General features: G+C 64.7%; 19 protein-coding genes. 8 read left to right on the top strand and 11 right to left on the bottom strand.

The genetic code is table 11. The annotated features are described in order from the left end of the window. Nucleotides 1–23 precede the first annotated feature (23 nt). From FDW81_RS00895 to FDW81_RS00885, 3 genes are read right to left on the bottom strand one after another with little or no spacing between them, the layout of a single operon-like run. Complete coding sequence (locus FDW81_RS00895; protein WP_138132174.1) at nucleotides 24–4,877, bottom strand: NAD-glutamate dehydrogenase; 4,854 nt, start codon at nucleotides 4,875–4,877, stop codon at nucleotides 24–26. A gap of 57 nt (nucleotides 4,878–4,934) precedes the next feature. Next, complete coding sequence (locus FDW81_RS00890; RefSeq protein WP_138132171.1) at nucleotides 4,935–6,242, bottom strand: P-loop NTPase; 1,308 nt, start codon at nucleotides 6,240–6,242, stop codon at nucleotides 4,935–4,937. Next, nucleotides 6,239–6,880 (bottom strand): hypothetical protein, encoded by a 642-nt coding sequence (locus FDW81_RS00885; RefSeq protein ID WP_138132168.1) that lies wholly within the window; start codon nucleotides 6,878–6,880, stop codon nucleotides 6,239–6,241. Before FDW81_RS00885 ends, FDW81_RS00890 begins: the two co-directional genes overlap by 4 nt. Nucleotides 6,881–7,035: 155 nt before the next feature. Here FDW81_RS00885 and FDW81_RS00880 point away from each other — a divergent pair, with 155 nt between their 5' ends. After that, entirely contained in the window at nucleotides 7,036–7,251 is a 216-nt protein-coding gene (locus tag FDW81_RS00880) for a helix-turn-helix domain-containing protein (RefSeq protein ID WP_138132165.1), read from the top strand. 56 nt (nucleotides 7,252–7,307) lie between these two features. Here FDW81_RS00880 and FDW81_RS00875 read toward each other — a convergent pair whose 3' ends face one another. After that, on the bottom strand, nucleotides 7,308–7,877 hold the full coding sequence (locus FDW81_RS00875; RefSeq protein ID WP_138132162.1) for a hypothetical protein: 570 nt from the start codon (nucleotides 7,875–7,877) through the stop codon (nucleotides 7,308–7,310). 675 nt (nucleotides 7,878–8,552) lie between these two features. Between FDW81_RS00875 and FDW81_RS18275 the strand changes: the two genes are divergently transcribed. Together FDW81_RS18275 and FDW81_RS18660 are read left to right on the top strand one after the other, a co-directional pair. Continuing rightward, nucleotides 8,553–8,978, top strand: coding sequence for a LysM peptidoglycan-binding domain-containing protein (locus FDW81_RS18275; protein ID WP_240719808.1), 426 nt, complete (start codon nucleotides 8,553–8,555; stop codon nucleotides 8,976–8,978). A 283-nt stretch (nucleotides 8,979–9,261) separates the two neighbouring features. After that, nucleotides 9,262–9,618 (top strand): Rv3235 family protein, encoded by a 357-nt coding sequence (locus tag FDW81_RS18660; RefSeq protein ID WP_240719806.1) that lies wholly within the window; start codon nucleotides 9,262–9,264, stop codon nucleotides 9,616–9,618. A gap of 122 nt (nucleotides 9,619–9,740) precedes the next feature. Here FDW81_RS18660 and secA read toward each other — a convergent pair whose 3' ends face one another. The 7 genes from secA to mtrA all read right to left on the bottom strand — a co-directional run bounded on the left by secA (nucleotide 9,741) and on the right by mtrA (nucleotide 20,056). Next, the gene (gene secA, locus FDW81_RS00860; protein WP_138132159.1) at nucleotides 9,741–12,479 is read right to left on the bottom strand and encodes a preprotein translocase subunit SecA; all 2,739 of its coding nucleotides are present in this window, start codon (nucleotides 12,477–12,479) and stop codon (nucleotides 9,741–9,743) included. 42 nt (nucleotides 12,480–12,521) lie between these two features. Then, nucleotides 12,522–13,793: a winged helix-turn-helix domain-containing protein gene (locus tag FDW81_RS00855; RefSeq protein WP_138132156.1), complete on the bottom strand. Its 1,272-nt coding sequence runs from the start codon at nucleotides 13,791–13,793 to the stop codon at nucleotides 12,522–12,524. Between the two features lie 32 nt (nucleotides 13,794–13,825). After that, nucleotides 13,826–14,551 (bottom strand): ribosome hibernation-promoting factor, HPF/YfiA family, encoded by a 726-nt coding sequence (gene hpf, locus FDW81_RS00850; RefSeq protein ID WP_138132153.1) that lies wholly within the window; start codon nucleotides 14,549–14,551, stop codon nucleotides 13,826–13,828. Between the two features lie 216 nt (nucleotides 14,552–14,767). Continuing rightward, complete coding sequence (locus tag FDW81_RS00845) at nucleotides 14,768–15,613, bottom strand: ComF family protein (protein WP_240719804.1); 846 nt, start codon at nucleotides 15,611–15,613, stop codon at nucleotides 14,768–14,770. A 123-nt stretch (nucleotides 15,614–15,736) separates the two neighbouring features. Beyond that, on the bottom strand, nucleotides 15,737–17,470 hold the full coding sequence (locus FDW81_RS00840) for an LpqB family beta-propeller domain-containing protein (protein WP_138132150.1): 1,734 nt from the start codon (nucleotides 17,468–17,470) through the stop codon (nucleotides 15,737–15,739). Then, nucleotides 17,470–19,248: an MtrAB system histidine kinase MtrB gene (mtrB, locus tag FDW81_RS00835; protein ID WP_370278649.1), complete on the bottom strand. Its 1,779-nt coding sequence runs from the start codon at nucleotides 19,246–19,248 to the stop codon at nucleotides 17,470–17,472. The genes FDW81_RS00840 and mtrB overlap by 1 nt, the downstream gene beginning before the upstream one ends. Nucleotides 19,249–19,381: 133 nt before the next feature. Next, entirely contained in the window at nucleotides 19,382–20,056 is a 675-nt protein-coding gene (gene mtrA, locus FDW81_RS00830; protein ID WP_138132144.1) for an MtrAB system response regulator MtrA, read from the bottom strand. Nucleotides 20,057–20,638: 582 nt separating this feature from the next. On the opposite strand from mtrA, the gene FDW81_RS00825 reads away from it, so the two are divergent. The 5 genes from FDW81_RS00825 to FDW81_RS00805 all read left to right on the top strand — a co-directional run bounded on the left by FDW81_RS00825 (nucleotide 20,639) and on the right by FDW81_RS00805 (nucleotide 25,856). Further along, nucleotides 20,639–21,691 carry a hypothetical protein gene (locus FDW81_RS00825; RefSeq protein WP_138132141.1) on the top strand — a complete coding sequence of 351 codons (1,053 nt, stop codon included), beginning with the start codon at nucleotides 20,639–20,641 and terminating at the stop codon, nucleotides 21,689–21,691. Then, entirely contained in the window at nucleotides 21,681–22,373 is a 693-nt protein-coding gene (locus FDW81_RS00820) for a DUF4129 domain-containing protein (protein WP_138132139.1), read from the top strand. The genes FDW81_RS00825 and FDW81_RS00820 overlap by 11 nt, the downstream gene beginning before the upstream one ends. A 74-nt stretch (nucleotides 22,374–22,447) precedes the next feature. Further along, nucleotides 22,448–23,572 (top strand): DUF4350 domain-containing protein, encoded by a 1,125-nt coding sequence (locus FDW81_RS00815; RefSeq protein ID WP_138132137.1) that lies wholly within the window; start codon nucleotides 22,448–22,450, stop codon nucleotides 23,570–23,572. Next, complete coding sequence (locus FDW81_RS00810; protein ID WP_138132135.1) at nucleotides 23,569–24,564, top strand: MoxR family ATPase; 996 nt, start codon at nucleotides 23,569–23,571, stop codon at nucleotides 24,562–24,564. The genes FDW81_RS00815 and FDW81_RS00810 overlap by 4 nt, the downstream gene beginning before the upstream one ends. Further along, complete coding sequence (locus FDW81_RS00805) at nucleotides 24,564–25,856, top strand: DUF58 domain-containing protein (RefSeq protein WP_138132133.1); 1,293 nt, start codon at nucleotides 24,564–24,566, stop codon at nucleotides 25,854–25,856. Before FDW81_RS00810 ends, FDW81_RS00805 begins: the two co-directional genes overlap by 1 nt. Nucleotides 25,857–25,870 lie beyond the last annotated feature (14 nt).

Below are 25,870 nucleotides of genomic sequence, written 5' to 3'. Positions count from 1 at the left end.
CTCCATTTGCGACGCCGGATTGGCTAGCGTCGGACGATTGACCTCAAGAGCCTCAATGCTACCGACAGTGACGCCATATCGTCGGCCTCGAGCGAATTGACCTCGTCGAACATGCTCTTGGCCCTGCTGAGCTGTTCGGCGTTCTGTGCCTCCCAGTCCTTCAGACGGGACTCGGGCGAGTCAACGGCCGAAGTGGCGTCCAGCACCGCCGTCGTGATGTCCGAGACTGTGGAGTAAAGGTCATCCCGCAGGGCCGCGCGGGCAAGCGCCTGCCACCTGTCCTGCCGGGGCAGGCTGCTGATGCGTTCCAGGAGGGAGTCAGCGTGGAACCGGTTAAAGACTGTGTAGTAGACCGCAGCGATTTCCTCCACCGGATCCTGGCGTACGTGGGAGATTTTGGCGATATCGAGCAGCACGAAGCTTTCGAAGAGCTCCGCCCACCGCAGCGCGAGCCCCTCCGGAAGCTCCCACTCCCGTGCCGTCTCCAGCCAGCCCGCAACCCTTTCCCGGTCGTCCCCGCGCAGGTAGTCGAGCAGCCGGCCGCGCATCGGATCCATAACGGGTTTGAACTCCGCGACCACCTCTTCAATCGAACGGGATACCGTGCCTTGGCCCAGGAGCCAACGCACTGCGCGGTCAAGCAGCCGCCTGATGTCCAGGTGGACCGTACTCCAGTGTTCCGTGGGGAAGGAAGCCGGCAGGCTGTTGAGCTCCGCGACCATGACGTCCAGCTCGTAGACCTCCCTCAGCGCCACGAAGGCTTTGGCCACCGCCACTTCGGAAGCCGAGGTTTCCTCCATCACCCGGAAGGCGAAGGTGATGCCGCCGAGGTTGATCATGTCGTTGGCCACTACCGTGGCGATGATCTCGCGGCGCAGCGGGTGGGTGTCCAGCTCAGCGTCGAAGCGCTCACGCAGCTGCGCCGGGAAGTAGGCACGCAGGGTTTTCCTGAACCAGGGGTCATCGGCAAGGTCGCTTTCCCGCAGCGCGGTTGCCAGTTCGATCTTTGCGTAGGCGGCGAGTACCGACAGTTCCGGCGACGTCAGCCCCTGCCCCTGCTGCAGCCGCTCACGCAGCGCTTCAGTGGTGGGAAGTGCCTCGAGGTCCCGCTTCAGGTCGGCTTTCTTTTCGAGCCAGTCCATCAGCCGTTCGTAGCTCGGGCTCCACTCGGCCACCTTGGTGCGGTCGTTCAGCAGCAGGATGTTCTGGTCGATGTTGTCTTCGAGCACCAGCCGTGCCACTTCATCAGTCATGGACGCCAGGAAGCCGGCCCGCTCCTCCGCAGACAGCTTTCCGGCGGCCACCATCCGGTCCACGAAAATCTTGATGTTGACCTCGTGGTCGGAGCAGTCCACGCCGGCAGAGTTGTCGATGGCGTCCGTGTTGAGGATGACGCCCTGCAGCGCCGCTTCAATACGGCCGCGCTGCGTCATTCCGAGGTTTCCCCCTTCGCCCACCACCTTGACCCGCAGGTCCCGTCCGTCCACACGGATGGCATCGTTGGCTTTGTCCCCTACAGAGGCGTTGGTCTCCGTACTCGCCTTCACATAGGTTCCGATGCCGCCGTTGTAGAGGAGGTCGGCCGGAGCCAGGAGGATTGCGCGGAGTAGCTCCGGGGGGCTGATTTCGGTGGTGTCGGCAGGAAGGCCAAGGGCCGAGCGGACCTGCGCTGACAACGGAATGGACTTTGCCTGCCGCGGAAAGACGCCCCCGCCTTCACTGATCAGCGACTTGTTGTAGTCGTCCCAGGAGGACCTGGGCAGTTCAAACAAGCGCCGCCGTTCCGCGAAGGAGACTTCCTCGTCCGGGTTCGGGTCCAGGAAGATGTGGCGGTGGTCGAAGGCCGCGAGGAGACGGATGTGTCGGGACAGCAGCATGCCGTTGCCAAACACGTCGCCCGACATGTCCCCCACACCCACCACCGTGAACGGCTGGGTCTGGGTGTCAAGGTCAAGTTCACTGAAGTGCCGTTTGACCGACTCCCAGGCACCGCGCGCGGTGATGCCCATGGCCTTGTGGTCGTAGCCGACGGACCCGCCGGAGGCGAACGCGTCTCCGAGCCAGAAACCGTACTCAGCGGCCAGCCCGTTGGCGATGTCCGAGAATGTCGCGGTTCCCTTGTCTGCTGCCACCACGAGGTAGGAATCGTCGTCGTCGTGCCTCACAACGTGCGACGGCGGCACCAGCCTTTCGCTGTCGCCTTCCGTGAGGAGGTTGTCGGTGATGTCCAGCAGGCCCCTGATGAAGGTCTTGTAGCTTTCGACGCCCTCCGCCATCCAGGCGGCCCGGTCAACCGTGGGGTCCGGAAGCTGCTTCGCGTAGAAGCCGCCCTTCGCGCCGGTAGGCACGATGACCGCGTTCTTCACGGTCTGAGCCTTCACCAGCCCGAGGATCTCGGTGCGGAAATCCTCGCGGCGGTCGGACCAGCGCAGCCCGCCCCGCGCCACCTTGCCGAAACGCAGGTGGACGCCCTCAACACGCGGCGCATAGACCCAGATCTCGAACCTGGGGCGCGGGAAAGGAAGGCCGTCAATCTGCGACGGATCTAGTTTGAAGCTCAGGTGCGGTTTGTTCTGGTAGTAGTTGGTCCGGAGCGTCGCCTCGATCAGGTTGACGAACGTGCGCAGGATCCTGTCGGCGTCGAGCGTTTCCACCTTCTCAATGGCGGCCTCCAGCTCGCGGCGGACTGAAGCCTGACCCTCGGCCCGCTCTTCATCGCTGAGGGCAGGATCAAACCTGGCAGCGAAGAGTGCGCTGAGCCCCTTGGTCACTCTCGGATTGGCCAGCAGGGTATCCGCCATGAACCCAAACGAGTTGGTGTTTCCCATCTGGCGCATGTACCGCGCGTAGGCCCGCAGTATCGTGATCTGCCGCCAATGCAGGCCCTCCTGCAGGACCAGCCGGTCGAAGCTGTCGGATTCAGCTGCTCCCGTAACAGCTGCACCAAAGGAATCGGCGAGCAACTGCCCGGTGGACAGGGGATCAACCTTCGCCGGGTACTTCAGGCCAAGATCGTAGAGGAAGAAATCGCGGCGGTCCGCCGTTTCGATTTCGAACGGCCGCTCGTCCAGGACCTCCAGCCCAAGGTTATGGAAGTAGGGCAGGATCTGGCTCAGGCTCTTGGGCTCCAGCATGTAGAGCTTGACCCGGGCGTCTTCCTCGAGCGTGGCTCCCGCCCCTTCGGGAAGGTAAACATGGACGCCTGGCCGTTCCTGTGCCGCGCCCTCAGCCCGTTCCGCGGCTGCGCCGTACTTCTCGAAGCGCGCAATGTCTTCAAGGGCGTCCTCCACTTCATAGTCCACCCGGTAGCTGGCGGGGAATGCCTCCGACCAGATGGCAGCCAGCTCCTTGGCCTCGGCGACGTCCCGTCCCTCGCGCAGGACCTCTGCGATGCCTTCGCTCCAGGAGCGGGCGGCCCGTACGAGGCGTTTTTCGAGTTCTCCCACATTGACGTGGGAAAAGTCTGCGTTCTTGGGCAGCCGGATGCGGAAGAACAGACGGGCAAGCGCGGACTCCGTCATACGGGCTTCGTAGTCAATGGAAACGGCCTGGAACGTCTCGCGGAGCTCCTGCTCGATGCGGAGCCGGACGTTGGTGGTGTACCTGTCCCTGGGGAGGTAGACCACGGCCGACATGAACCGTCCATAGATGTCGGGCCGCAGGAAGAGGCGCGTGCGCCGCCGTTCCTGCAGCTTCAGGATGCCGAGAGCCGTGGCCGCAAGGTCCGGAACCTCGATCTGGAAAAGTTCATCCCTCGGGTAGGTTTCCAGGATTCCCAGCAGATCCTTGCCCGAGTGGGAATCCGGCGGGAAGCCGGCACTGCGCAGCACTGCGTCGACCTTTTCCCTCACGATCGGGATGTCCCGGACAGAACCGGTGTAGGCGCTGGTGGCAAAAAGGCCTATGAAGCGGCGCTCGCCGTTGACGTTGCCCGCGGCGTCGAAGCTCTTGACCCCGATGTAGTCCAGGTAGGCAGAGCGGTGGACGGTGGAACGCGAATTGGCCTTGGTAATGACCAGGGCGCGCTTTTCCCGGGCCTTCTTTCGGCCGGTGTCCGTCAGGTGCTGGATGTGCGGAGAGTCGGCGGAGGCCCGCAGCAGTCCCAGGCCGCTGTCTTCACGCAGTTCCAGGACATCTTCCCCCTCAACGTTGACCAGGTCGTATTCCCTGTAGCCAAGGAACGTGAAATTTCCGTCATCAAGCCACCTCAGGAGGTCCTGCGCCTGCCGCAATTCCGCAATCTGTGCCGGGTTCGCCGTCTGGTCCAGGCTTTCAGCAATCTGCCGTGCACGCTGGCGCATCTTCGGCCAGTCCTCGACGGCGGCGCGTACGTCCTTGAGGACGCGGTCGAGGCCCTCAAGGAGGGCGGCCGTGGCTTCCTCCGTGACGCGGTTGATCTCGACGGCGATCCACGACTCCATGTGCGAGGCGTTGTCGCCCTGGGCGATCAGGTGGGACAGGTTTGGCATGGCGGCCGTGTCACCGCTGGAAATGCCAAGGTGCGCCGGAACCCTGTTGACCCTGACCAGTTCCCCGCTTTCGCGGTTTCGGGTCGCCACAAAAAGCGGGTGGATCACCAGCTTGATCGCGGCATGCTGCCGGACCAACTCGGCGTTGACGGAGTCGACCAGGAAAGGCATGTCGTCCGTGACGACGAAGACTACGCTGCTGTCTTCCTCGTCGACGATGGATATCTTTGCCTGGCCCCGCTGCCGGACGAAGGCGACCTCTCGATGACGGTCGGCCCGCGCTACCAGCACGTCCCGGGGATATGCCCGCGCGTCCTCTTCGGCGAGGTGCTGGTAGTAGTCCCCAATAAACCCCTCGGCTCCTTCAATGGAAAGGGGCTGGTCCTCCACGCTGGATCCAGACGACATCAACAAACGCCTCCATCAGAAGATATGTGCTGCACCATTGCAGCTCTTATGGCGAGCCTAGTCCTTCGCCCGGCGCCCTGCTGTGGAAGAAAAGACAGAGGATTTCCGCTTTTGCTGTGCGGGTGCACATACAAGCTGTCGGATTGCATGCCGGAGGGAGGACTCGGGCGCCGCTTCCAGCAAAAGCGAGCCTCCCAGCAGGGCAGCATCCGCCGCGGCCAGGTCAAAAGGCAAAAAGGCTTCGAGCCCGGACGCGGGACCGTACCGTTCCCATGCGTCCCTTAACTGGCGTTCCGGACCCCTGCCAACGGAAGAAGCGCGCACCCTGTTCATCACCACAATTGGCGCAGCCTGGGGAACAGCTGCTTCCAGTTCGGCAAGACCCCGCACCAGCCTTGGTACTCCAACCGGGTCAGCCGCTCCAACCGCATAGACCGCGTCGGCCAGCTCAAGGGACCGCAGGGTCGCCGCGTTCCGCCGAGGGGCCATGGTGTCAAAACTGAGCTCCTCGTCCGCCTCCAGGCAAAAGCCCGCATCAATCACCACGACTTCGGCAATCTGCCGGGCCCGCTCGAGGACCAGCGTGAGGGCCGGCGCCCGGAGCTCAGTCCAGCGGTCAGCCCGGGTGATACCCGTGAGTACACTGAAGGTGCCGGACCTGGTCGCCACCGGCACCGCAACCTTTTCCAGTGCCTCCCTGTCCAGCAGGCCCTGGTCGGCGAGCCTGCAGGCCTGCGCCAGGCCGGCTGACTCGTCGAGAAGCCCAAGTGCGGCGGCTATGCTGGCGCCGTAACTGTCGGCGTCGACAAGGAGAACTTCCTTTCCTTCCGCCGCCAACTCGCCGGCCATGTTGGCGGCAACTGTTGTCCGTCCCGGTGCCCCGGCGGGCCCCCACACCGCAATAATCCTGCCCGGCCCGGGTTCCTCCGGCCCAGCCGGCGGCTCAGCCTCAACCGTCCTCAGCGCAGCGCCGGGGTCGGCCGGACCACTTCTGAAGGCAGTATTTGGCCCGGCCCCCGTAAGCTGGGCCACGGCCTCTGCAATTCTCTGCGACAGCGCGGCTGATTCGACTCCTGTCAGTGCGGAAGCCACCCCTATGGCCCTGAGCCTGGCGGCTTCATCTGGATTGTCCGTCAGGGCAATGATTGCCACTCCCACCGCAGAGAGCCTGTCAACCAGTGAAGACGTCAGCCCCTCAGAGCCTTCCGCGACTACTGCTGCGCGCGCCAATCCACTCTGGCAGGCTGCGAGAAGTTCGGAAAGTTCCGCGCACCTCCTAACGACTGTGACGGGTCCATGCAGGCGTTCGAGCCCGCCGACCAGGTCCTCCCTGCTCTGGCCGACGGTAATGACCGGAATACTCATCTGCCGCCGCCAGGGTTCCATACCACTGAAATTTTTGCTTCGTTGGCCTGGGCTCCCAACAAGCCGGGCATCTGGCCGTCCTCCACCAGCACCATCAGGACTGTGGTCTTTGACGATCCCAAGGTTGTGGAACCTTCGCTCACCTCGGCGATCTCAGCTCCGGGCAAAAGCAGCTTGGGTTCGTTGAAGCCGTTGCGTTCGTCGGGCTGGGCAACCCAGACGTCCACCCTGGCGCCGGCCACCGCCTGTTCAGGGAGGACTTCATCAATAGCGAGCGCCACGGGCTTCCGGTCAAGCTCGTCCACGGAGCCAAGGCTGGCCCGGGGTACCAGCTGGTCCTTACCGATGCGCTGCACTGCGACGACACCTTCCGGCAGCCCTGACTCGGCCGTTATATACTGGCTCTCGCTGTCCCCCAGGCGCACTTTGGCACGCACCACGTTGTCCTGCGTGAGCCTCTCCCCCACGGCGATGCCGTCCCGGGCCGCAAAGACTTCGGTGGTCCGGTCGGCACTGGCGACGAGGAGAACCACACCCGCGACGGCGACCAGGACCAGGAGGATTCCGGCCAGCAGCCGGGGATCTTTCCAGGATGGCCGCTTGAGCCGTGCCGCAGTGGCAGATGAATCAGGAACCATGAGACCTACTCCCCCTCGCTGCGCCGCCCTGCTTGCCGCGCCCGGACACCCTCATTGTTGCCGCCGTAACGCTGGAACAAAAGTCATGGGGCGCAAACAGGACCAATCTGTGGATAACAGCAGCAGATTGCCTCATTCAATGGCAAAATGGATGCATGCCCAGGTTCCTTACACTCGCAGATGTTGCCGAGCAGCTTCAGATCAACTCGCCGGCCGCATATGCGCTGGTTCGGAGCGGGGAATTGAAGGCTATCCAGGTTGGCGGCAGGGGCCAGTGGCGGGTCGAGGAAAAGATGCTGGAGCAGTACATCCAGGAGCGTTATGCCGAGGCCAGCAGAATGATCCAGGAATCAAAATCGAAGTCGGTTTGACCGTCGCAGCCGGTTCGACAGCAGCCGCATGATGTGCGGCCCCTCCAGAATTAGCCCTAAAATTCTCCCGTCCGACGCGACCTGACAGCTGCTATGGCAGTAAAGGGGATGGCAGACACCTGACTGACCTGGTTGCTGCGGCGCGCCTCCCCCGGCGTAAAGACCGCCAAGTCCAGGTAATCCTTGCCCACCCTGTCGATGACCCCCACCAGCCGGGCCGCCGGCGCACTGTGCCCCACCATCACCGTCAACTCAGCCCGGTCCCGCGCCAAACCGCGCAATGCATGTGCAAGTCCCAGTCCCCTGCGCACCGGTGACGCTTCCGCAACTGACAGCCTCCCCAGGCCTGCGTACTGTACTGCTGAGGCATACGGAACCAGCACTTGATGCTGCTCCTCATTTAGCACCAATGCGTCGGCACCGGCATGGCTGAGCGCCCCGTGAACGACGTCGCCGCATGCGAGATGCACCGAGAGACGGCAGCCCAAGGCGCCGCGGAGCCGGTCGGCGAACCCGGTGCCCACCATCTCCGCCCTGGCTCGTTCGTTGATCTCCGCATCGAAGGCGAGCCGGTCGGACTCGGCGATCTGGCTTTCCATGTCGTTGAAGAGTGCATCCCAGCGCATTGCGCCAGCGTAGGGCTACGCAGCTGAGGGGTCAATAAGAAATATTGCTTTCCAACGTATGGACAAAACCCACGGGCTGCGAGCAAACTGTGTCAATGAACATCAAAGCGCATCAAACGGCTCCTAACGGTTGTAAAAGTGCCTAGGGCTTCTCCCACTACCAGACCCGCTGACCTGGCGACAGCGCTGGTTGTGTTGTTGCCCGGCCTTCTGCTCGCGTGCATAGGGCAGGGTCTGCTGCAGCAATGGAAAGACTCGTCCGCCCGGCACCAGGAGCTTGGGGCGGAGCAGCTTCTGGCAACTGCGGCAGCCCTAGGAGGAGCGTCAATCGTGGTGTGGTGGACGTCGTCCTTCGCGTTTGCTGCCGCTGCAGCCCTGCTGGGCCTGAGAGGCAGAACGCGGGCAGCAGCAGTGATCCGAAAGCTCTCTCCGGGGTTCATGCACCGGTTGGTGCTGGGTGCACTGTCCGTTCAACTCCTCTCCGCTCCAGTAGCCCATGCAACAGCAGCAACGGCACCGGGTCCGGAATGGGCACCGACGCAGCAGCAGTCTTCTTCCGCTCCCCACAGTCCTGGCTCCGGAGGGAGATCCGGCACCTCCGAGACGCCAGGAGGCGCAACGGCCGCTGATGGAACCGGGAGTGCAAAAAGCGGTGGCCCTGCGCAGTCAGAACCAGTGGAAACAATTCCGCACCAGGTCCCTGTCCAGGTCCCGCAGACCCCGGAAAACACGACGCCTGCGGATGAGGCACCGCTTGGAAAAACGACGCCTCCCCCGCAGGCAATCGCCCCCGGATGGCGCCCTGCCGCCCTTCCCGTAAGCCCTGGATTCCTGGCGCCTCCTGCCGCCAGGGCCACTGCGGATGCACCCGGGGCTGGCGGTATGGCTGCCGGCGGCGTCACTGCTGAAGGCGTCGCTGTCCACGCCGGGGACACTTTGTGGGACATAGCCGCCCGTTACCTCGGAGAGGGCGCGTCAGATGTGGACATAGCACTTGAATGGCCACGATGGTTCGAGGCCAACCGCGCAGTCATAGGGCCAAACCCCGATGTGCTGCTCCCAGGACAGATTCTTCAAGCACCATTGTCCGGCCAGAAATAGAGCCGGGCCGACCCATCCGCCCGCCAACCAGGGGAAGCTCATGACAGCAGTAACACCAATACCCGCCGCACGCATCCAAAATGCCGGTCAGCAAACAACCGTCCAGCAGACGGCCGGTCGGCAAACGGCGGGGCAGCAAAAAACCCTACAGCAAAACGCCGTCCCCGATAATGTTGTTCAGAGACCGGCTCAGGTACCGGGCAGTCAAGGACATCCGCCCCCGCAGCCACAGGCTCCACCGGTGGTTCCTTCTCACCCCAAACCTTCTGCAGTTTTGCGCCCCGTGGACGATCTGGCGGAAGTTCGCGCAATCGCCCGCAGTACCGTGCAGGCAGCAATGGAAGTGCTGGCAGGAATCCGGCCTGTCCATCAGCTCGCGCGCCGGCTGGATCCCCGCTGCCTCGCAGCACTTCAGCACCGTGCGGCCCTCATCAGGAGGCAGCTCAACAGAACCGGCAACCCGGCGCTTGCCCGGCTCCATCGAAACTCCACGGTCCGCTCGGTCCGTGTATGCGAGGTCTCCGTCGGCGTCTACGAAGCCAGTGCGGTAGTGCTGGACGACTTACGCGCCCGCGCCGTCGCCGTCCGCCTCGAGCGGAGCAAACAGGTTTGGCGGATTACCGAACTCGTCATCGGCTGAAGATATGCACCAAAAGTGGGTTGCCGCGGTACAAACGATGGGTTATGACAGGGCCGGGAACACTGTCCCCGGTCCTGTCATTCAGCTTCGCCACTGACGCAACGTGCAATCCCTTACACGCGTCAGCGGCGCTTCTTTTTTGCGGGACGCTTTGCAGCATCCTGCGCTGCCGCCTTCGCGGGGTTTCCGGAACGGCCGGAAGAACGGGTCTCCACCCTGGTTTGCGTTCCACCGCCCTCGCTGGGCGCCGTGTACTGCAGCTGGGCGGGCTTCTCCGGGGCTTCCAGCCCCGCAGCCCGGACCTGCGGTTCAACGTGTTCGGTGTGTCCGCCCTGTGCGTCTGCCACCACCACGTCCTGGGCGGGAGTGACTTCCACTTCGAGGTTGAACAGGAATCCGACGCTTTCCTCGCGTATGGCTTCCATCATGCTCTGGAACAGAAGAAATCCTTCACGCTGGTACTCGACCAGCGGGTCACGCTGCGCCATGGCCCGCAGGCCTATGCCTTCCTTAAGGTAGTCCATCTCATAGAGATGTTCCTGCCACTTGCGGCCGATGACGGAGAGGACTACCCGGCGTTCGAGCTCGCGCATGCTTTCGGAGCCTATGGCCTCTTCGCGCGCCTGGTAGACCAGCCGGGCATCGGACAGCAGCTCCTCCTTGAGGAATTCAACCGTGAGCCGCGACTTTCCGCCGGCTTCCTCGATAATTTCTTGCGGGGTGACGCTTACAGGATAGAGCGTCTTGAGGTTGGTCCAAAGCTGGTTGAAGTCCCAGTCGTCGCCGTTGCCTTCCGCCGTGGCGGCATCAATCAGGGCACTGACGGTGTCTTCGACGAAGAACTGTACTTTCTCGTGCAGGTCGTCGCCTTCGAGGATCCGGCGCCGGTCGCTGTAGATCGCCTCACGCTGGCGGTTGAGGACGTCATCGTATTTCAGGACGTTCTTTCGCTGTTCGGCATTGCGGCCTTCGACCTGTCCCTGTGCAGAAGCAATGGCCCGGGATACGAGCTTCGATTCCAGCGCGACGTCGTCGGGCACGGAACTGTTCATGAGCCGTTCCGCCGCACCGGAGTTGAAGAGGCGCATGAGGTCGTCGGTCAGCGAGAGGTAGAAGCGCGACTCACCCGGATCGCCCTGGCGGCCGGAACGGCCGCGGAGCTGGTTGTCGATCCGGCGCGATTCGTGCCGTTCGGTGCCCAGGACGTAGAGCCCGCCAAGGTTCAGGACTTCTTCATGCTCGTCCTTGACGGACTGCTTCGCGGCTTCGAGCGCGGCCGGCCACTCAGACTCGTATTCCTCGGCGTTCTCCTCCGGATCCAGGCCCCGCTTGGCCAGTTCGGCCACCGCCGTGAACTCGGCGTTGCCGCCGAGCATGATGTCGGTGCCGCGGCCGGCCATGTTGGTGGCTACCGTAACAGCGCCCTTCCGGCCCGCCTGGGCTACGATGGCGGCTTCGCGCGCATGGTTCTTCGCGTTCAGGACCTCATGGCGGATGCCTTCCTTCGCGAGAAGTTTGGAAAGGTATTCACTCTTCTCAACGCTGGTGGTGCCCACCAGGACGGGCTGGCCCTTTTCGTGCCGTTCGGCAATATCCCGAACGACGGCGTCGAATTTGACCATCTCGTTCTTGAAGACCAGGTCGGGCTGGTCGATGCGCTGCATGTCGCGGTTGGTGGGAATAGCCACCACGCCGAGCTTGTAGGTGCTCATGAACTCGGCCGCCTCTGTTTCGGCGGTACCGGTCATGCCGGAGAGTTTCCGGTACATGCGGAAGTAGTTCTGCAGCGTGACGGTGGCCAAAGTCTGGTTCTCGGCCTTGATCTCGACGCCTTCCTTGGCCTCGATCGCCTGGTGCATGCCCTCGTTGTACCGGCGTCCGGCAAGGATGCGGCCGGTGTGCTCGTCGACAATCAGGACTTCTCCGTCAAGGATCACGTAGTCCTTATCCCGCTTGAAGAGTTCCTTGGCCTTGATGGCGTTGTTGAGGAACCCGATGAGGGGCGTGTTGGCGGACTCGTAGAGGTTTTGGATACCAAGGTAATCCTCCACTTTTTCAATGCCGCTTTCGAGGACGCCGACAGTGCGCTTCTTTTCGTCGACTTCGTAGTCCTTTTCAGGCTGGAGCCGCAGGACCACCTTGGCGAATTCGCTGTACCAGCGGTTGGTGTCGCCCTGTGCAGGTCCGGAAATGATGAGCGGCGTACGGGCCTCATCAATGAGGATGGAGTCCACCTCGTCAACGATGGCAAAGTGGTGCCCGCGCTGTACCAGCTCGTTTTTGTCCCACGCCATGTTGTCGCGGAGGTAGTCAAAGCCGAACTCGTTGTTGGTGCCGTAGGTGATGTCAGCGGCGTACTGCCGGCGGCGGACAGCAGGATCCTGGTTGGCCAGGATGCAGCCGCTGGTGAGGCCGAGGAAACGGTAGACGCGTCCCATCAGGTCTGACTGGTATTCGGCGAGGTAGTCATTCACTGTGATGACGTGGACACCTTTGCCGACCAGGGCGTTCAGGTAGGCGGGAGCGGTCGCCACCAGGGTTTTGCCTTCACCGGTCTTCATTTCTGCGATGTTGCCCAGATGCAGGGCTGCGCCGCCCATCAGCTGGACGTCGAAGTGGCGCATCCCGAGGGTGCGGGAGGAAGCTTCACGGACTGCGGCGAAGGCCTCCGGAAGCAGATCGTCCAGCTGTTCGCCGTCCTGGTGGCGTTCGCGCAGCCGGTCGGTTTCCTCACGGAGTTCGGCATCCGTGAACGTCTTGAAGGAGTCTTCCAGGGCATTGATGGAATCGGCGTAGTTCCGCAGTTGCCGAAGGGTCTTTTTGTCACCCGTGCGGAGAAGTTTTTCGATAAGTGATGCCACGTGAAGATGCTCCCAGTCTTATACCGCCGAATTCTGGCGTTTTTAGTCTACGGGAGAGACACCCTCCGGGGGCCCGTTTGTTCCCTCAGAGCGGATAGGCCCTTCGCCCCGCAGAGCCTGGGCGAGGCTGCCGGCCAGGTCACCCACGGGAAAGACTTCCACAGAGGGCAGCCCCAGCCACCCGGCCATGAGCCGGAGCTCCGCGGCGAGTTCGACGGCGGTGTCCGCGGGCGCGCCGGGTTCGGCGTAGGCAGATCTGGCCAGGAGTTTCCCGCCCTGGCGGTCCGCCTTCAGGTCTACCCGCGCCACGATCCGGTCGCGGAGAAGGAACGGGAGGACGTAGTACCCGTAGCGCCTTTTGTGTTCCGGCGTATAGATCTCAATACGGTAGTGGAAGCCGAACAATTCCTCGAGCCGCCGGCGTTCGAAGACCAGGGAATCGAATGGGCTCAGCAGGGCACGACCGGTTGCACGGCGGGGCAGCCTTGCCTCCACGTGCCGGAAGACCTCACGGTTCCAGCCCCGGACAGTCACCCGTTCCAGCCTGCCCAGCTGCAGGAGATGCTCGACGGCGGCCGCTGCGGCTGTGGCAGGCGTGCGGAAGTAGTCAGCGAAACACCGTACGGTCCCTATGCCGTGCGCCCGGGCAGCAGCATCGACGAGGCGGTGCATCGCTTCTGCAGGGTCGGCGGCGGCTGTTCCTTGTGGAGGAATGTGCGGCAGCACTTTGGCTGTCAGCGTGTACCTGCGCTCGAACTGCTCCGTTCGCGACGCCGCCGAGACCATGCCCTCCTCGAAGAGGTGTTCCAGGACCCTCTTTACGGCGTTCCAGTTCCAACCCCAGTTCACCGTCTGTTTCTCCTCCACGTGGCCCATTCTGGCCGTCAGTTCGGCTGCGGTCAGGGGCCTGGAGTGTGCAAGGGTATCCAGTATTTGCCTGGCAATGGCAGCACGAAGGCTGGGGTCCATCCGGGACGCTCCCACCCAGGATCTTTTCTGCCACAGAAGGAGATCCGGATAATGTTCCGGCCTGATGTAGCTCGCTTCATGGGCCCAGTACTCCACCATGCGCCGCGGGTGAACTGCGGTCATCCGCTGGAGGATGGTCCGGTCATAGTTCCCCAGCCGCGAATAGAAGGGAAGGAGGTGGCTTCGGGAGACGACATTAACGGAATCGATCTGGACGAGCTGGATTTGGGCAAAGGTTCGGCCCACCGTCCGTGATGTCACGGGGCCGGTGGGCCGTCCTTTGTCGAGTCCCTGCGCTGCCAAAGCGATCCGCCGTGCCTGGTCCAGGCTCAGCGTCGCGGACACATCAGTCCTCTCTGTGGAAGGTGTTTACCACCTTAAGCGTTTGCCGCGGCGTCATCCGAACGGTATGCGATGACCTTTTCCTCCACCACGGTGTCACCTGGTTCGCATTCGTGGTCAAGGGTGATGACTCCATAGGTCCAGCCACGGCGACGGTACACGACCGATGGCGTGTTGGTGGCTTTGTCAACGAAGAGGTAGAAATCGTGGCCCACGAGTTCCATGTTGTCCACGGCGTCGTCAAGGGAGATGGAAGCGGCAGGAAAGACCTTGCGCCGGATCAGGACCGGGGAATTACCGGCAGGGATGTCATTCTCGACATCGTAGGGAGACTTCTCTTCCGGGGCGGCCACGGCCTCGTTCCGGTGGCTTGCCTCCATGTAAAGCGGTTCATGTGCGCTTGCGGGTTCGAGGGCGGCGGTCGCTTCGCGGACGGCTTTGGGGGTGTGCCGTCCGTGATGGACCTTTTTGCGGTCTTTGGCACGCCGGAGCCGTTCAAGCAGTTTGTTGTAGGCAAGGTCGAATGCGGCGAACTTGTCAGCGGCACTTGCTTCGGCGCGGATCACGGGTCCCCGGCCCAGTACTGTCACCTCAACGGTCAGCTGATCGCCGGTCTGCCGGGCATTGGTCTCCTTGGAGACTTTCGCATCGACCCGCTGAACCTTGTCTCCAAGCGATTCGATCTTAGAAATTTTTTCCCCGGCGTATTCGCGGAACCGGTCTGAAACCGTCAGATTTCGTCCGCTGATCATAAACTCCATGGTGCCCTCCAAATGACTTCGGTGACACGACGGCGGCGCTTCCCTGGGCCGATCTGCCTGACAGTCGAGCCCCTCTCCGAGCCGCCATCGAAAGGTACATTCTGTTCTTGGTACCCACCACCGACGTTAGTTCATAGGCACCGGTTATTCATCCTTTCCCGGTTTATTTTTTTCTAAGTCATGATGCCTTCCGCAGGCCGCAGGGATGCGGCTGGGTCAGGCCTTGGCATCGGGCGGGCGTGTCGCCGCCAGGACGACGGCACCCTCCACCTGGGCTCCTGCCCTGTCCAGTACGCGGGCTGCCTCGGCAAGCGTGGCGCCGGTGGTCAGGACGTCGTCGACGATGATGCAGCGGCGTCCGGCGACCTTGCCTTGGCTTCGCCGGTGCACCCGCATGGACCCGCGCACACGCTGTCTCCGCGCGCCCCGGCCCAGGCCTTTCTGGCCGCCCGGCAACTGCAGGGCTGAACCGCCGGCCTTGGCAAGGACGTCCTCCACGGCCAGTCCCGGCAGGTGGCGCCGTGCTCCCGCCAGGAGTAGATGGACGGGGCTGAAGCCGCGGTTCAGGTAGGCCTTCGTACTGGTGGGGACAGGGACAATACACATCCCATCAAAGTCCTCGGCGGCTGCGCGGACCGCCCCGGCAAGCGCCCGGCCCAGGCTTCTCTTCAGCTGATGCTGGCCGTGTCTCTTGAAGGAAAGCAGCGCCTGGGCGAGCTCTTCCCGGTAGACGCCGGCGGCCACCGCCGGAAGAAGAACTCTCCCCTCCACATCCATCAGTGCCGGGGCTCCGCTCTCTGCCCTGAAAGGTGCAACCGTGAGGCGCCGGATAAGGCGGTCGCAGGTGATGCAGAGCGCCCGGTCTTCCGCGCCGCAACACACACAGTCAACCGGGACGGCGAGGCAAAGGAGGTCCGCCGCCGCTGCCGCGAGCTGGTCGGAGAAGCGCAGGAGCGGACTGCCGTGTTCCGACCGGTGCCTGCCGGACCAATGGAGGGGCGGGCTGAGGTCGGGGTCGGCCATAAGACGGAGCTTGCCGCCGGCTGCAGTCCTGCTGGTCACGCCTTTATACTCTGTTGCACAGCGGCTGCTGCACAGCGGGCAGTTGCCCTATGTGGACAGCCGCCGGGAGTCCGGCCAGGATTGAAGTCCTGCATGGGGAATTCCTGCCGTCCCCAAGGGACCTCAGCCTGGAAACGAAGGATCGACAGGCCCCTTGATCTGGGGTGACCACCCGTTGCCCAGGCGCTGGAAAATGCCCTCTGCGGATTGGGCGTAAATTTCTTCAGCCCCGTTGCCCGCGCTCAGCGCCACGAGACCGGGCCATGGCGCCAGCTGCTGTGGCTGCCCGGAGGTAAGTGACAGCAGCTCAGGGGTAACATTCGATGCCGGCGCCCCCTTCATCACTGCAATGGTTGTGTCATTGACCCAGGCGCCCTGGTCGGGGTTGCCGTCGGTTGCAAGGGTGATGGGAGGCGTCAGCTCGCGCGGTGTTCCATCACCCGCCCTGATAATCCCGGTCACCTGCACCCGCGTATTCCCGTTCTGTTCCGATATGACCAGCGCACGGACCCCCTCCCTGGAAATCCTGAACTCCTTGACCGTCCGTCTCGCCAGCCAGGCCGGCGAGAGGGTAACCGCGGGCACGGAGGCGCCTTCGGCAATCCCTGCCGGGCGGAACGCCACTACTTCGGTGCCGCCCGCGGCTCCCGGCCCGGCAGACCACACCCATTCGTTGAGCCCAAAGGAGGGCCTGCTCAGGACGCTCCGCGTGGTGAGCGCCCTGGCCGGCTGCCCCGGACTGATGCTGTAGAGCGTGGTGCGGCTGTCATTGAGGAAGGCAGCAGTCTGCGACACCGGGGATTCTGCCGGGAGCCTGGGAGTGAGGGAGGACACGGGCTGCATGTCCGGCAGCGGAGAAACCCTGTTGTTTTCGTACCGCACCAGCTCGTTGCCGCTGACGGCAATCTGGCGGGACGGCACGCTCTTGTCCTGCACCGGCGGAAGCACGGCCCCGTTGTCCTCCACCCGCACCAGGTCCTGGTCGGCGCGGAGTTCGACGTTGACGACGTCGGGCTGGCTGCGGAACGTCAGCGTCAACTGCATCTGCATCCGCAGGCGGTCTTCCGGGGACGTTTCCATCAACTCTTTGGCCGTCAGGTCCACCTGGGCCGCCCCGGACACGACGGGAACGGACTCCCGCGCCAGCCTGATGCCGGAGGGGAAGGCACTGGCCACCGCGCCCCGAAGGTAGGGTGCGGGTCCGGCCAGCAGCGCACTGGTCATTGCTTTGACCGTTTTGTTCCTGATGAACCAGCGGACGTCCGGGACAGCAAACGTGAAGGTGGGGTCGTAGAAGTAGATCGGGTAGGCCCCGTAGATCACCTTGAACGTTTCCTCGGCGATGGCGGTGCCGTTGGGAATGGCGGAAATGCGCCATTCCCCGTCCACCTGGGTAACGGTCACCGGTATATTCTCGATGGTTCCCTTGGGCGATTGGGTGGCAATGCCGTCGACGTCCACCGTATACGCGACATCGAGCTCATAGTTGTAGACGTTTTCGGTCCCTGTGGCCACCACCCGCGCCTCCCGGTACACCAGGGCACGCTGGTCCGGTTTCCACGCAACTGAAGAGGCCTGCGTCAGGTACTGGCGCGCAACAGCGTAGTCGTCCTCGTAGCCGCTGCCGGCCCGGTAGAAGTAGTCGATGATGGTTTCCGGTGAGGCGCCAGGCTGGGGCGCGGCCGGCAGGAACACGGGCGCGCTGAGGTTACCCGCGCTGCCCTCGCTGCTCTTGCCAACCGGCCCGGAGGTTGGGATGCGGGCACAGCCGGCCACCAGGACGAGCATAAGGACCAACAGGGAAGCAGTGAGCCTGGCCTTTTCCCGTTGCTGGCGCAGGCGGCCGGCATGGCCCATTACGTTCCCTCCCTCGGCGGAGGAACGGGCGCCGGGGCAGGCGTCGGAGTGCGGGCTCCGGCACCGGTTCCCAGAACCAGCATATTCCTGTTGCCAGGCTCGCCCGGGAGGACAATATCCTCCGGCTCCAGCTGCACTGGTGATTTGTCGATCTCTTCCCCCTGCCGAAGCGGCAGCGTCAGCCGGAAGTTTGCGCCGCTGCCCTTCTTGCCCCAGGCCTGCAGCCATCCGTTGTGCAGCTTCGTGTCTTCCATGGCGATGGACAGGCCAAGGCCGCTTCCGCCGGTGGTGCGGGCACGTGCAGGATCTGCCCGCCAAAATCTGTCAAAGACGCGTGCCGCTTCAGCCGGCGCCATGCCAATGCCATGGTCCCTGACGGCCACCCCCACGGCGGTCCGGCTGGCTGCCACCGTGATATTCACCGGTTTCCCTTCGCCGTGTTCAACTGCGTTCAGGATCAGGTTCCGCAGGATCCTGTCGATGCGGCGGGCATCCATATCCACAATGATGGGGCCCTCCGGCGCGGTCAGAACGATCTTTGAACCGTATTGCTCCGCCACGGGCGACGCACCCTCGATGACATGGGCGATGACCTGGAGGATGTCCTCCGGCTCGGCGTCCAGCACCGCCACGCCTGCGTCGAAGCGTGAGATTTCGAGCAGGTCCGACAGCAGCGACTGGAAGCGTTCCACCTGGTGGTAGAGCAGCTCGGCTGACCGCTTGTTGATGGGGTCAAAATCGTCGCGGGCTTCATAGAGGACCTCTGCTGCCATCCGGACGGTGGTCAGGGGTGTCCGCAGTTCATGCGAGACGTCGGAGACAAACCGCTGCTGCATCTGAGAGAGGGTAGCCAGCTGGGTGATCTGTTCCTGGAGGCTCGCCGCCATGTGGTTGAAGGAAGCCCCCAGGCGTGCCACCTCGTCCTCTCCCCGGACCACCATCCGCTCCTGCAACTGGCCCGCGGCGAGCTTCTCCGAAACCATCGCGGCGTGGCTCACCGGACTGACAACGTTCCGGGTGACGTACCACGCGACGGCGCCGATCAGCAGCACCAGCACTGCTCCGCCGGCCCAGAGCACGCTTTGGATCTCATCCAGCGTCTGCTGCGCGGTGTTGAGGTCGTAGATCAGGTACAGCTCATATACGGTGCCGTTGAAGGTCACTTTGTTGCCTACCGCGATGCCCGGGCGGTCCTCGGTCCCCACCGGAATGACCGTGGATGCCCAGTACTGGTCCTTCCCGGACTCCTGCACCGCCTTGCGGAGTTCAGGCGGAATGACGCTGACCGTGAGCTGGTCCGATGCCCGCGATTCCACCCACCGGTTCCGCGGCTTGGTCTGTTCCGGCATGGCCTCGAAGACATACCGGCGCTGGATTACCGAGCCGCGGCCCTCCACGGCGTTGAGGGTGTCATAGACCAGGGTGATCACACTGGACTGATCGGTGACCTGGGCGCCGTCGAACGTGTCCTGGACCTGTTTGACGTTGTAGCGGGTCTCCGACTCCGCCTGGGTCAGCCGCTCCTGGAAAAGGTTATTGGCGATCTGGTTGGACAGGTAGGCGCCTACCACGGCGAACGAGGTGACGGCGAGGAGGAGCGTGGTGAGGACGGTGCGGAACTGCAGGGAACGGCGCCAGCGCTGGTGAAGGGACCGCGCGATGTAGCGGAGGGCAGGAAGGAAACGACGGAAGCCGGTAGCCACCAGCCGTGCAACGCGCAGGCTGACGATCAAAGCGCGGCGCTGCCAGAGGTGGGCACGGAACGCGAGGCGCCTCAGGCCTGGGCTGACGGCGTCAGTATGTTCCGGAGCAGGGGGCGGACCGCCGTGCGGGCCGGGAGTACCTCCGGCAGCCGGATGGCTCGCGGGACTGGGCGCGCCCGGACCGGGTGCACCGTCTTTCGCCGCGGGATCAGGCCCCTGCTTTGTAGCCGACACCACGCACCGTCAATACGACTTCCGGAGCTTCCGGATCCTGCTCGATCTTGGAACGGAGTCGCTGGACATGGACGTTCACAAGGCGGGTGTCAGCGGCATGGCGGTAGCCCCAGACCTGCTCGAGCAACAGCTCACGGGTGAATACCTGCCATGGCTTGCGCGCCAGGGCAACCAGGAGGTCAAACTCCAACGGGGTCAGGGAAATTCGCTCGTTCCCCCGGCTTACCGTGTGCCCGGCGACATCAATGGTGATGTCGCCGATGCGCAGCGTCTCGGGAGCCTTCTGTTCGCCGGGCCGGAGCCGGGCACGAACCCGGGCCACCAGCTCTGCCGGCTTGAAGGGCTTGGGCACGTAGTCGTCGGCGCCGGATTCAAGCCCGCGCACGACGTCGGACGTGTCCGCCTTGGCGGTAAGCATGACGATCGGCACATCCGACTCCCCACGGATCTGCCGGCAGACCTCGATGCCGTCCACGCCCGGAAGCATGAGGTCCAGCAGCACAAGGTCCGGCCGCGATGACCGGAATACGTCAAGCGCCTGGGCGCCATCGGCGCAAAACACCGGCTCGAAGCCGTCATTGCGGAGAACAATTCCAATCATTTCGGCCAGCGCTTCATCATCATCTACCACCAGAATGCGTGCCTTCATAGTTATATATTCCCTTATCCGGATGGCTTTGTCCTGTTCAGCGCCCTCCGGCATGGCGGGGCGCTAGGATGCCCGACGCCGGAACTATAGGCTGGAGCCACGCCACACGTTCCCGGCGCCCCACCACAGCGTGCGGCACGGGCGCCGCGTCCAGGGGCGGACCGCTACGGGGGAAGGAACAGGGTGTCAGAAGAGGATTCGGACGGCCAGGCGGCAAAGGATCGGCGCCAGGCGCCTGGGGAGCAAGAGCCGCTGTCACAGCACCCGCCCACACAGCAACCGCCCTTTAAGCAGCGCCCGTGGCAGCAGCCGGAACCGCAGCAGCCCCAAGGCCAGCAGCCCTGGGGTCCGCCGGCATGGGGTCCGCCGTCGTGGCAACAGCAGTCCTGGGGCCAGCCCGGCAGCCAGAACCCGGCTGCGCAGCATCCCCCGCATGCGGGTGCATACCCTCCCGGCCCCCAGTCTCCCGGCACTTCGTATCCTGACCCACGGCACTCCGGCCACCAGCAACCCGGCCACCAGCAGCCCGGCTACCCCTACGCGTATCCGAACCAGGGCTCCCCCTTCGGCCAGCAACGCTATGTGGCACCCCCGAAGCCCGGCATTGTTCCCCTGCGCCCCCTGATGTTCGGGGAGATCATGGACGGTTCCTTCCAAACGATCAGGCGCAACGCCAAGGCCATGCTCGGCGCTTCCCTGCTGGTCCAGTCCGTGGCCGCGATTCTTACCGCTGTCCTGGCTGCCGTTACCGCAACCTCCATGGGTTCCATCGAAGCCTGGGCGGACAGCGCCAGCCCCGCCGACCTCTCCGCGCTCGGCTTCGGATTCGTGGCGGCCATCCTGCTTGTCACTGTGCTGACCGTGTTCCTTGCGTCGGTGCTGCAGGGGGCCATGGTGGTGCCGGTGGCGCGTTCCATCCTCAACCGGCCCACGGGTTTCCGGCAGATGTGGGCCCTGGCACGTCCCAGGGCCGGGGCACTGATCCGGCTGGCTGCCCTGCTGATGGCCGCGGTCCTGCTGGCAGCCGCCGTTCCTGCAGCGTTGGTGGTCGCACTGATCGCCGGCATGGAAGGGGCGGGCGTCCTGCTGCTCATCCCACTGTTCCTGGGATGCGTTGCCTTATACATCTGGATCTACATCAAACTGCTCGTGGCCCCCGCCGCCGTCGTCGTCGAGGAACTTGGAGCCCTGAACGCCTTGCGCCGGTCCTGGGAGCTGACCAGGGCCAACTGGTGGCGGATCTTCGGGATTACCGTTGTGGTCGGCATCATGGTGGGCATCGTCAGCCAGGTGGTCATGATTCCCGTCAGCCTGCTGCCCCCGCTGCTGGCCGGCGTGGTTTCCCCCCACGGCGGCAATGAGCAGGCAGTGGGCGTCGCTGTGGCGGTAGGCATCATCACCGCACTCCTCGGGGCACTTGCAGGCGCGTTGGGCTACGCCTTCCAGACTTCCGTCATGGCCCTGATCTACATGGACCTGCGGATGCGGAAGGACGGGCTGGACATTTCGCTGCTCCGCCTGCTGGAATCGGGAGCGGATCCGGACGGCATTCCGGGCCGCAGCCAGGTGATGCACAAGCCTGGCTGGGATCCCGGTACCGGACCGGCGGCAGGGGCCTGGCCGGGTGGCCGCTGAACCTCCGGTGCTGCCCGGCGCAGAGGAAGCCCGGCGCTGGGCAGTGGAGGAACTTGCAAAGCCGGAGTACCGGGAAGCAGCCCCCAGCTGGCTTCAGTCGCTCTGGGAAGACTTCACGGACTGGCTCCAGTCCCTGGATGGCCCGGCGGAGGCCGGAAGCACACTGCCAAGCCCTGTCATTGGCATCGTGATCGCCGTGGTCATAGCGGCAGCAGTGATCATCGCCAAACCGCGTTTGAATCCGAAGGCGCGGCGGGCGCAAGAGCTATTCGAACCCGACAGCGTGCTGACTCCCGGCGACTACAGGCAGCGCGCGGAAGCTTCCGCCGTGGCCGGCAAGTGGGGGGACGCCGTCGTCGACCGTTTCCGTGCCCTGGTCCGCTCCGCCGAAGGCCGCACTATCCTGGACCCGCAACCTGGCCGGACGGCGGATGAGGTGGCCCGCGATCTTGCAATCCAGTTCAGCGGGGAAGGGCAGCGGCTGCACAGGGCCGCCGCGACTTTTGATGCCGTCCGTTACGGCAACTGGTCCGCAGGCCCTGGGGACTACGACATGATGGCTGCCCTGGACGCCGCCCTTGAGGCCCTCAAGCCGGTGCGCAGCAGCGGCCAACAGGAACAGGGGCAGCAGGAAGAGGGACACCAGGGAGAGGTCCACTTTAACCCGGCGGCACTGCCGTGACGGGCGTCCCTGCACCCGCCGCAACCCGGCCGGGCCGCCATCCAGACCAGGAACCCAGCCACGGAAAGAACCCGTTGGAGTGGCTCAGGCGGCACCGCGTCCATGCTGCCCTCTATGCCGTCGTGACCGCCGCCTTGGCGCTGGCCCTGTGGACGCAGTTCGCCCCGAAAGGTGACACCGTGCCGTTGTCCGTCAACAACGCAGGCCGCGAGGGTGCCCGGGCGGTCACGCAGGTCCTCGGGAGGCATGGCGTGGCTGTGCACGATGTCGGGGATTTTGAGGCGGCCATGGAGTCATTGCAGTCGGCACCCTCACCCACCCTCCTGCTGTATGACCGGAACGGCTTCCTCGATGAGCCCCGGCTCCTGTCGCTGATGGCTGCGGCGGAGCGGGTGGTGCTGGTGTCGCCCAGGCTCCAGACGCTGGCCCCGCTGGACAGCGATATCCGGCAGGCAGGGGTGGTGCCGGATGCCTCCCCCGCCCTGGATCCCGGATGTTCCCTTCCGGACGCCGAAGCCGCCGGGCGCGTTTCCGGAGACTCCGGTTTCCTGTACGAGGGCGGTACGGCCTGCTACCGGCCCGCCGGTTCGGCCGCCGGCCTTCTGGCCGTCAGTGCTGACGGGCGGCTGACCGTACTGGGAAGCACTTCTGTCCTCGGCAACGGCCGGCTGGACGACCTGGGCCATGCCGCGCTGGCCATCCGGATTCTCGGCTCCTCCAAGGACCTCGTCTGGTACCTCCCGACCCTGGAGGACCTGGACACTGCCGGTTCCCCCGGGACCCTTGATGACCTCGCCCCGGACTGGGTGCGCTTCCTGGGGCCATGGCTCATGATGGTTGCCCTGGCTGCCGTGGCGTGGCGCGGCAGGAGGCTTGGACCGCTGGTGTTTGAGCCCTTGCCGGTGGTGGTGAAGGCAGTGGAGACCGCAGAGGGGCGGGCCCGGCTCTATCACGATTCCCGGGCCCTGGACCAGGCCCGGGACAACCTCCGCGCCGGCACCCTGGTCCGGCTCTCGGGGCACCTGCGGCTGGGTCCAGTTGCCACTGCTGACCCGGTGATTGACGCCGTTGCCCGCTTCCTGCATCGGCCGGTCGGCAGAATACGGGAACTTGTCAATGAACAACCCGGCACCGAGGCGAGGCTTGTGGCCTGGTCGCGTGAGCTGGACAACCTAGAGAAAGAAGTCAAAAGCCGATGAGCGAGCAAGGCAGCGGGCCCAGCGTGCTGGACCACATGGATCATGATGCCGCCCGGCAGGCCCTTCTTGACGTGCGGCATGAGGTGGCGAAGGCCGTGGTAGGGCAGGACGCCACAGTTACCGGGCTCCTGATTGCGCTGCTCTCCCAAGGGCACGTGCTGCTGGAGGGCGTGCCGGGCGTTGCCAAGACGCTGCTGGTGCGGGCAATGTCGGCGGCGCTGAGCCTGGATACGAAGCGTGTGCAGTTCACCCCTGACCTGATGCCCGGTGACGTGACGGGTTCGCTGGTCTATGACTCGCACACCTCGGAGTTCACCTTCCGGGAGGGGCCGGTCTTCACCAATATCCTGCTGGCGGACGAGATCAACCGGACGCCGCCCAAGACCCAGGCGTCCCTGCTGGAGGCCATGGAGGAACGGCAGGTATCGGTGGACGGAGAGTCCCGGCCGCTGCCCGCGCCGTTCCTCGTTGCTGCCACGCAGAACCCGGTGGAGTATGAAGGCACCTATCCCCTGCCGGAGGCGCAGCTGGACCGGTTCCTGCTCAAGCTCACCATGCCCCTGCCGGGGCGCCAGGACGAGATGGAGGTCATCCGGCGGCATGCTGCCGGCTTCGATCCACGCGACCTCGAAGCTGCCGGCGTCCGGGCCGTGGCAGGCGCCGCGGAGCTGGCACGGGCGCGGCAGGCGGTGGCTTCGGTGGCGGTGGACCCGGAGATCATCGCCTACATTGTTGACCTGGTGCGCGCGACGCGTTCTGCCCCTTCCTTCCTGCTGGGCGTTTCGCCCCGTGGTGCCACAGCCCTGCTGAACACGTCCAGGTCCTGGGCCTGGCTGTCCGGCCGCGGTTTTGTCACGCCTGATGATGTCAAAGCCCTGGCGCTCCCCTGCCTGCGGCACCGGGTGGCACTGCAGCCGGAAGCGCAGATGGACGGCGTACGGGTGGATGACGTACTGGGCAGCATCCTGTCCTCCGTGCCCGTTCCACGCTGATGGCCATCTCGGGCCGTTACGTGTTGCTGGTACTGCTGGGCCTGGTGCCGGTCCTGCTGCTGCCCGGCTGGGGTACGGTGCTGCTGGTGGCTGCAGTACTCGCGGGGCTGGCGGCGCTTGACCTGCTGCTGGCAGCCTCGCTGCGCCAGGTCCGCGTCACGCGCTCCGAGCCCGGAAACGTCACCCTGCACTCGTCCGCCGATGCCGTGCTCACCGTGGGAAACGACGGCAGCCGCCGACTCCGGGGCATCCTCCGCGATGCCTGGCAGCCCTCGGCGGGCGCCCAGAACGCAGTCCAGAAAATAAGCGTCCCGGCAGCAGAAAGCCGCCGGGTGACAGTGCGGCTGCGGCCTGCGCGGCGGGGCGACCTCAAGGCCCCGCACGTCACCCTTCGCTCCTTTGGCCCCCTGCTGCTCGCGGCACGCCAACGGACGCTGGCGTGCCCCGGCTCGCTGCGTGTCCTCCCGCCGTTTCATTCCCGCCGGCACCTGCCCTCGAAGTTGCGCAAGCTCCGCGAGCTCGACGGCAAGGCGGCCGTCCAGATCCGCGGCGCCGGCACTGAGTTCGATTCCCTGCGCGACTACGTCAGGGGCGACGACGTCCGGTCCATCGACTGGCGGGCCACTGCCCGGCGTTCGGCAGTAGTGGTGCGGACATGGCGGCCTGAACGCGACCGGCGGGTGGTCATGGTCCTGGATACCTCACGGACCTCGGCAGCAAGGATCGACGACGAAACCCGCCTCGATACGGGGATGGAAGCCGCGCTCCTGCTGGGCGTCCTTGCTGAGCGGGGCGGTGACCGGGTGGATTTCCTCGCCTTCGACCGGCGCACGCGTGCGAGGGCGGGATCTGCCGGGAAGGGCAACCTCCTGGGCCAGCTGGTCCAGGCCATGGCCCCGCTCGAGGCCGAACTCATTGAGATGGACTGGCCGGCGGTCCCGGCGCAGGTCCGGGCCCTGTCCGCGCACCGCTCCCTGGTGGTGCTGCTGACGTCCCTTGACGGCGGCGCGCCGGAGGAAGGCCTTCTTCCCGTCGCCGCGCAGCTGGCCCGCCAGCACGTGGTGGTGGTGGCCGCCGTTCTGGACCCGCAACTTGGAGCCATGCTGCAGGAACGGGACACTGCAGCTGGTGTTTTCCGTGCCGCCGCAGCCGAACGGGCACTCCTGCAGCGGGCCGCGATCAGCACCGAGCTACGGCAGCACGGCGTTGAAGTCGTGGACGCCGAACCCCATCAACTGCCCCCTCGGCTGGCTGACATGTACATCAGGCTAAAGGCTGCCGGTACATTGTGAGGTCACAGCATCTT

The sequence above is a fragment of the Pseudarthrobacter sp. NamB4 genome (assembly GCF_005796185.1).
GTDB lineage: Bacteria > Actinomycetota > Actinomycetes > Actinomycetales > Micrococcaceae > Arthrobacter.
The sequence above is the reverse complement of the archived record's forward strand: the minus strand, read 5'-3'. Positions and strand labels throughout refer to the sequence as shown.

What these genes read in the sequence shown, in the direction of transcription:
- FDW81_RS00805 (WP_138132133.1), top strand. Translation starts at nt 24,564, where the DNA reads ATGGCCATCTCGGGCCGTTACGTGTTGCTGGTACTGCTGGGCCTGGTG.
- FDW81_RS00880 (WP_138132165.1), top strand. Translation starts at nt 7,036, where the DNA reads ATGCCCAGGTTCCTTACACTCGCAGATGTTGCCGAGCAGCTTCAGATC.
- mtrA (WP_138132144.1), bottom strand. Translation starts at nt 20,056, where the DNA reads ATGAAGGCACGCATTCTGGTGGTAGATGATGATGAAGCGCTGGCCGAA.
- FDW81_RS00810 (WP_138132135.1), top strand. Translation starts at nt 23,569, where the DNA reads ATGAGCGAGCAAGGCAGCGGGCCCAGCGTGCTGGACCACATGGATCAT.
- FDW81_RS00895 (WP_138132174.1), bottom strand. Translation starts at nt 4,877, where the DNA reads ATGTCGTCTGGATCCAGCGTGGAGGACCAGCCCCTTTCCATTGAAGGA.
- FDW81_RS00885 (WP_138132168.1), bottom strand. Translation starts at nt 6,880, where the DNA reads ATGGTTCCTGATTCATCTGCCACTGCGGCACGGCTCAAGCGGCCATCC.
- FDW81_RS00840 (WP_138132150.1), bottom strand. Translation starts at nt 17,470, where the DNA reads ATGGGCCATGCCGGCCGCCTGCGCCAGCAACGGGAAAAGGCCAGGCTC.
- hpf (WP_138132153.1), bottom strand. Translation starts at nt 14,551, where the DNA reads ATGGAGTTTATGATCAGCGGACGAAATCTGACGGTTTCAGACCGGTTC.
- FDW81_RS00875 (WP_138132162.1), bottom strand. Translation starts at nt 7,877, where the DNA reads ATGCGCTGGGATGCACTCTTCAACGACATGGAAAGCCAGATCGCCGAG.
- FDW81_RS00890 (WP_138132171.1), bottom strand. Translation starts at nt 6,242, where the DNA reads ATGAGTATTCCGGTCATTACCGTCGGCCAGAGCAGGGAGGACCTGGTC.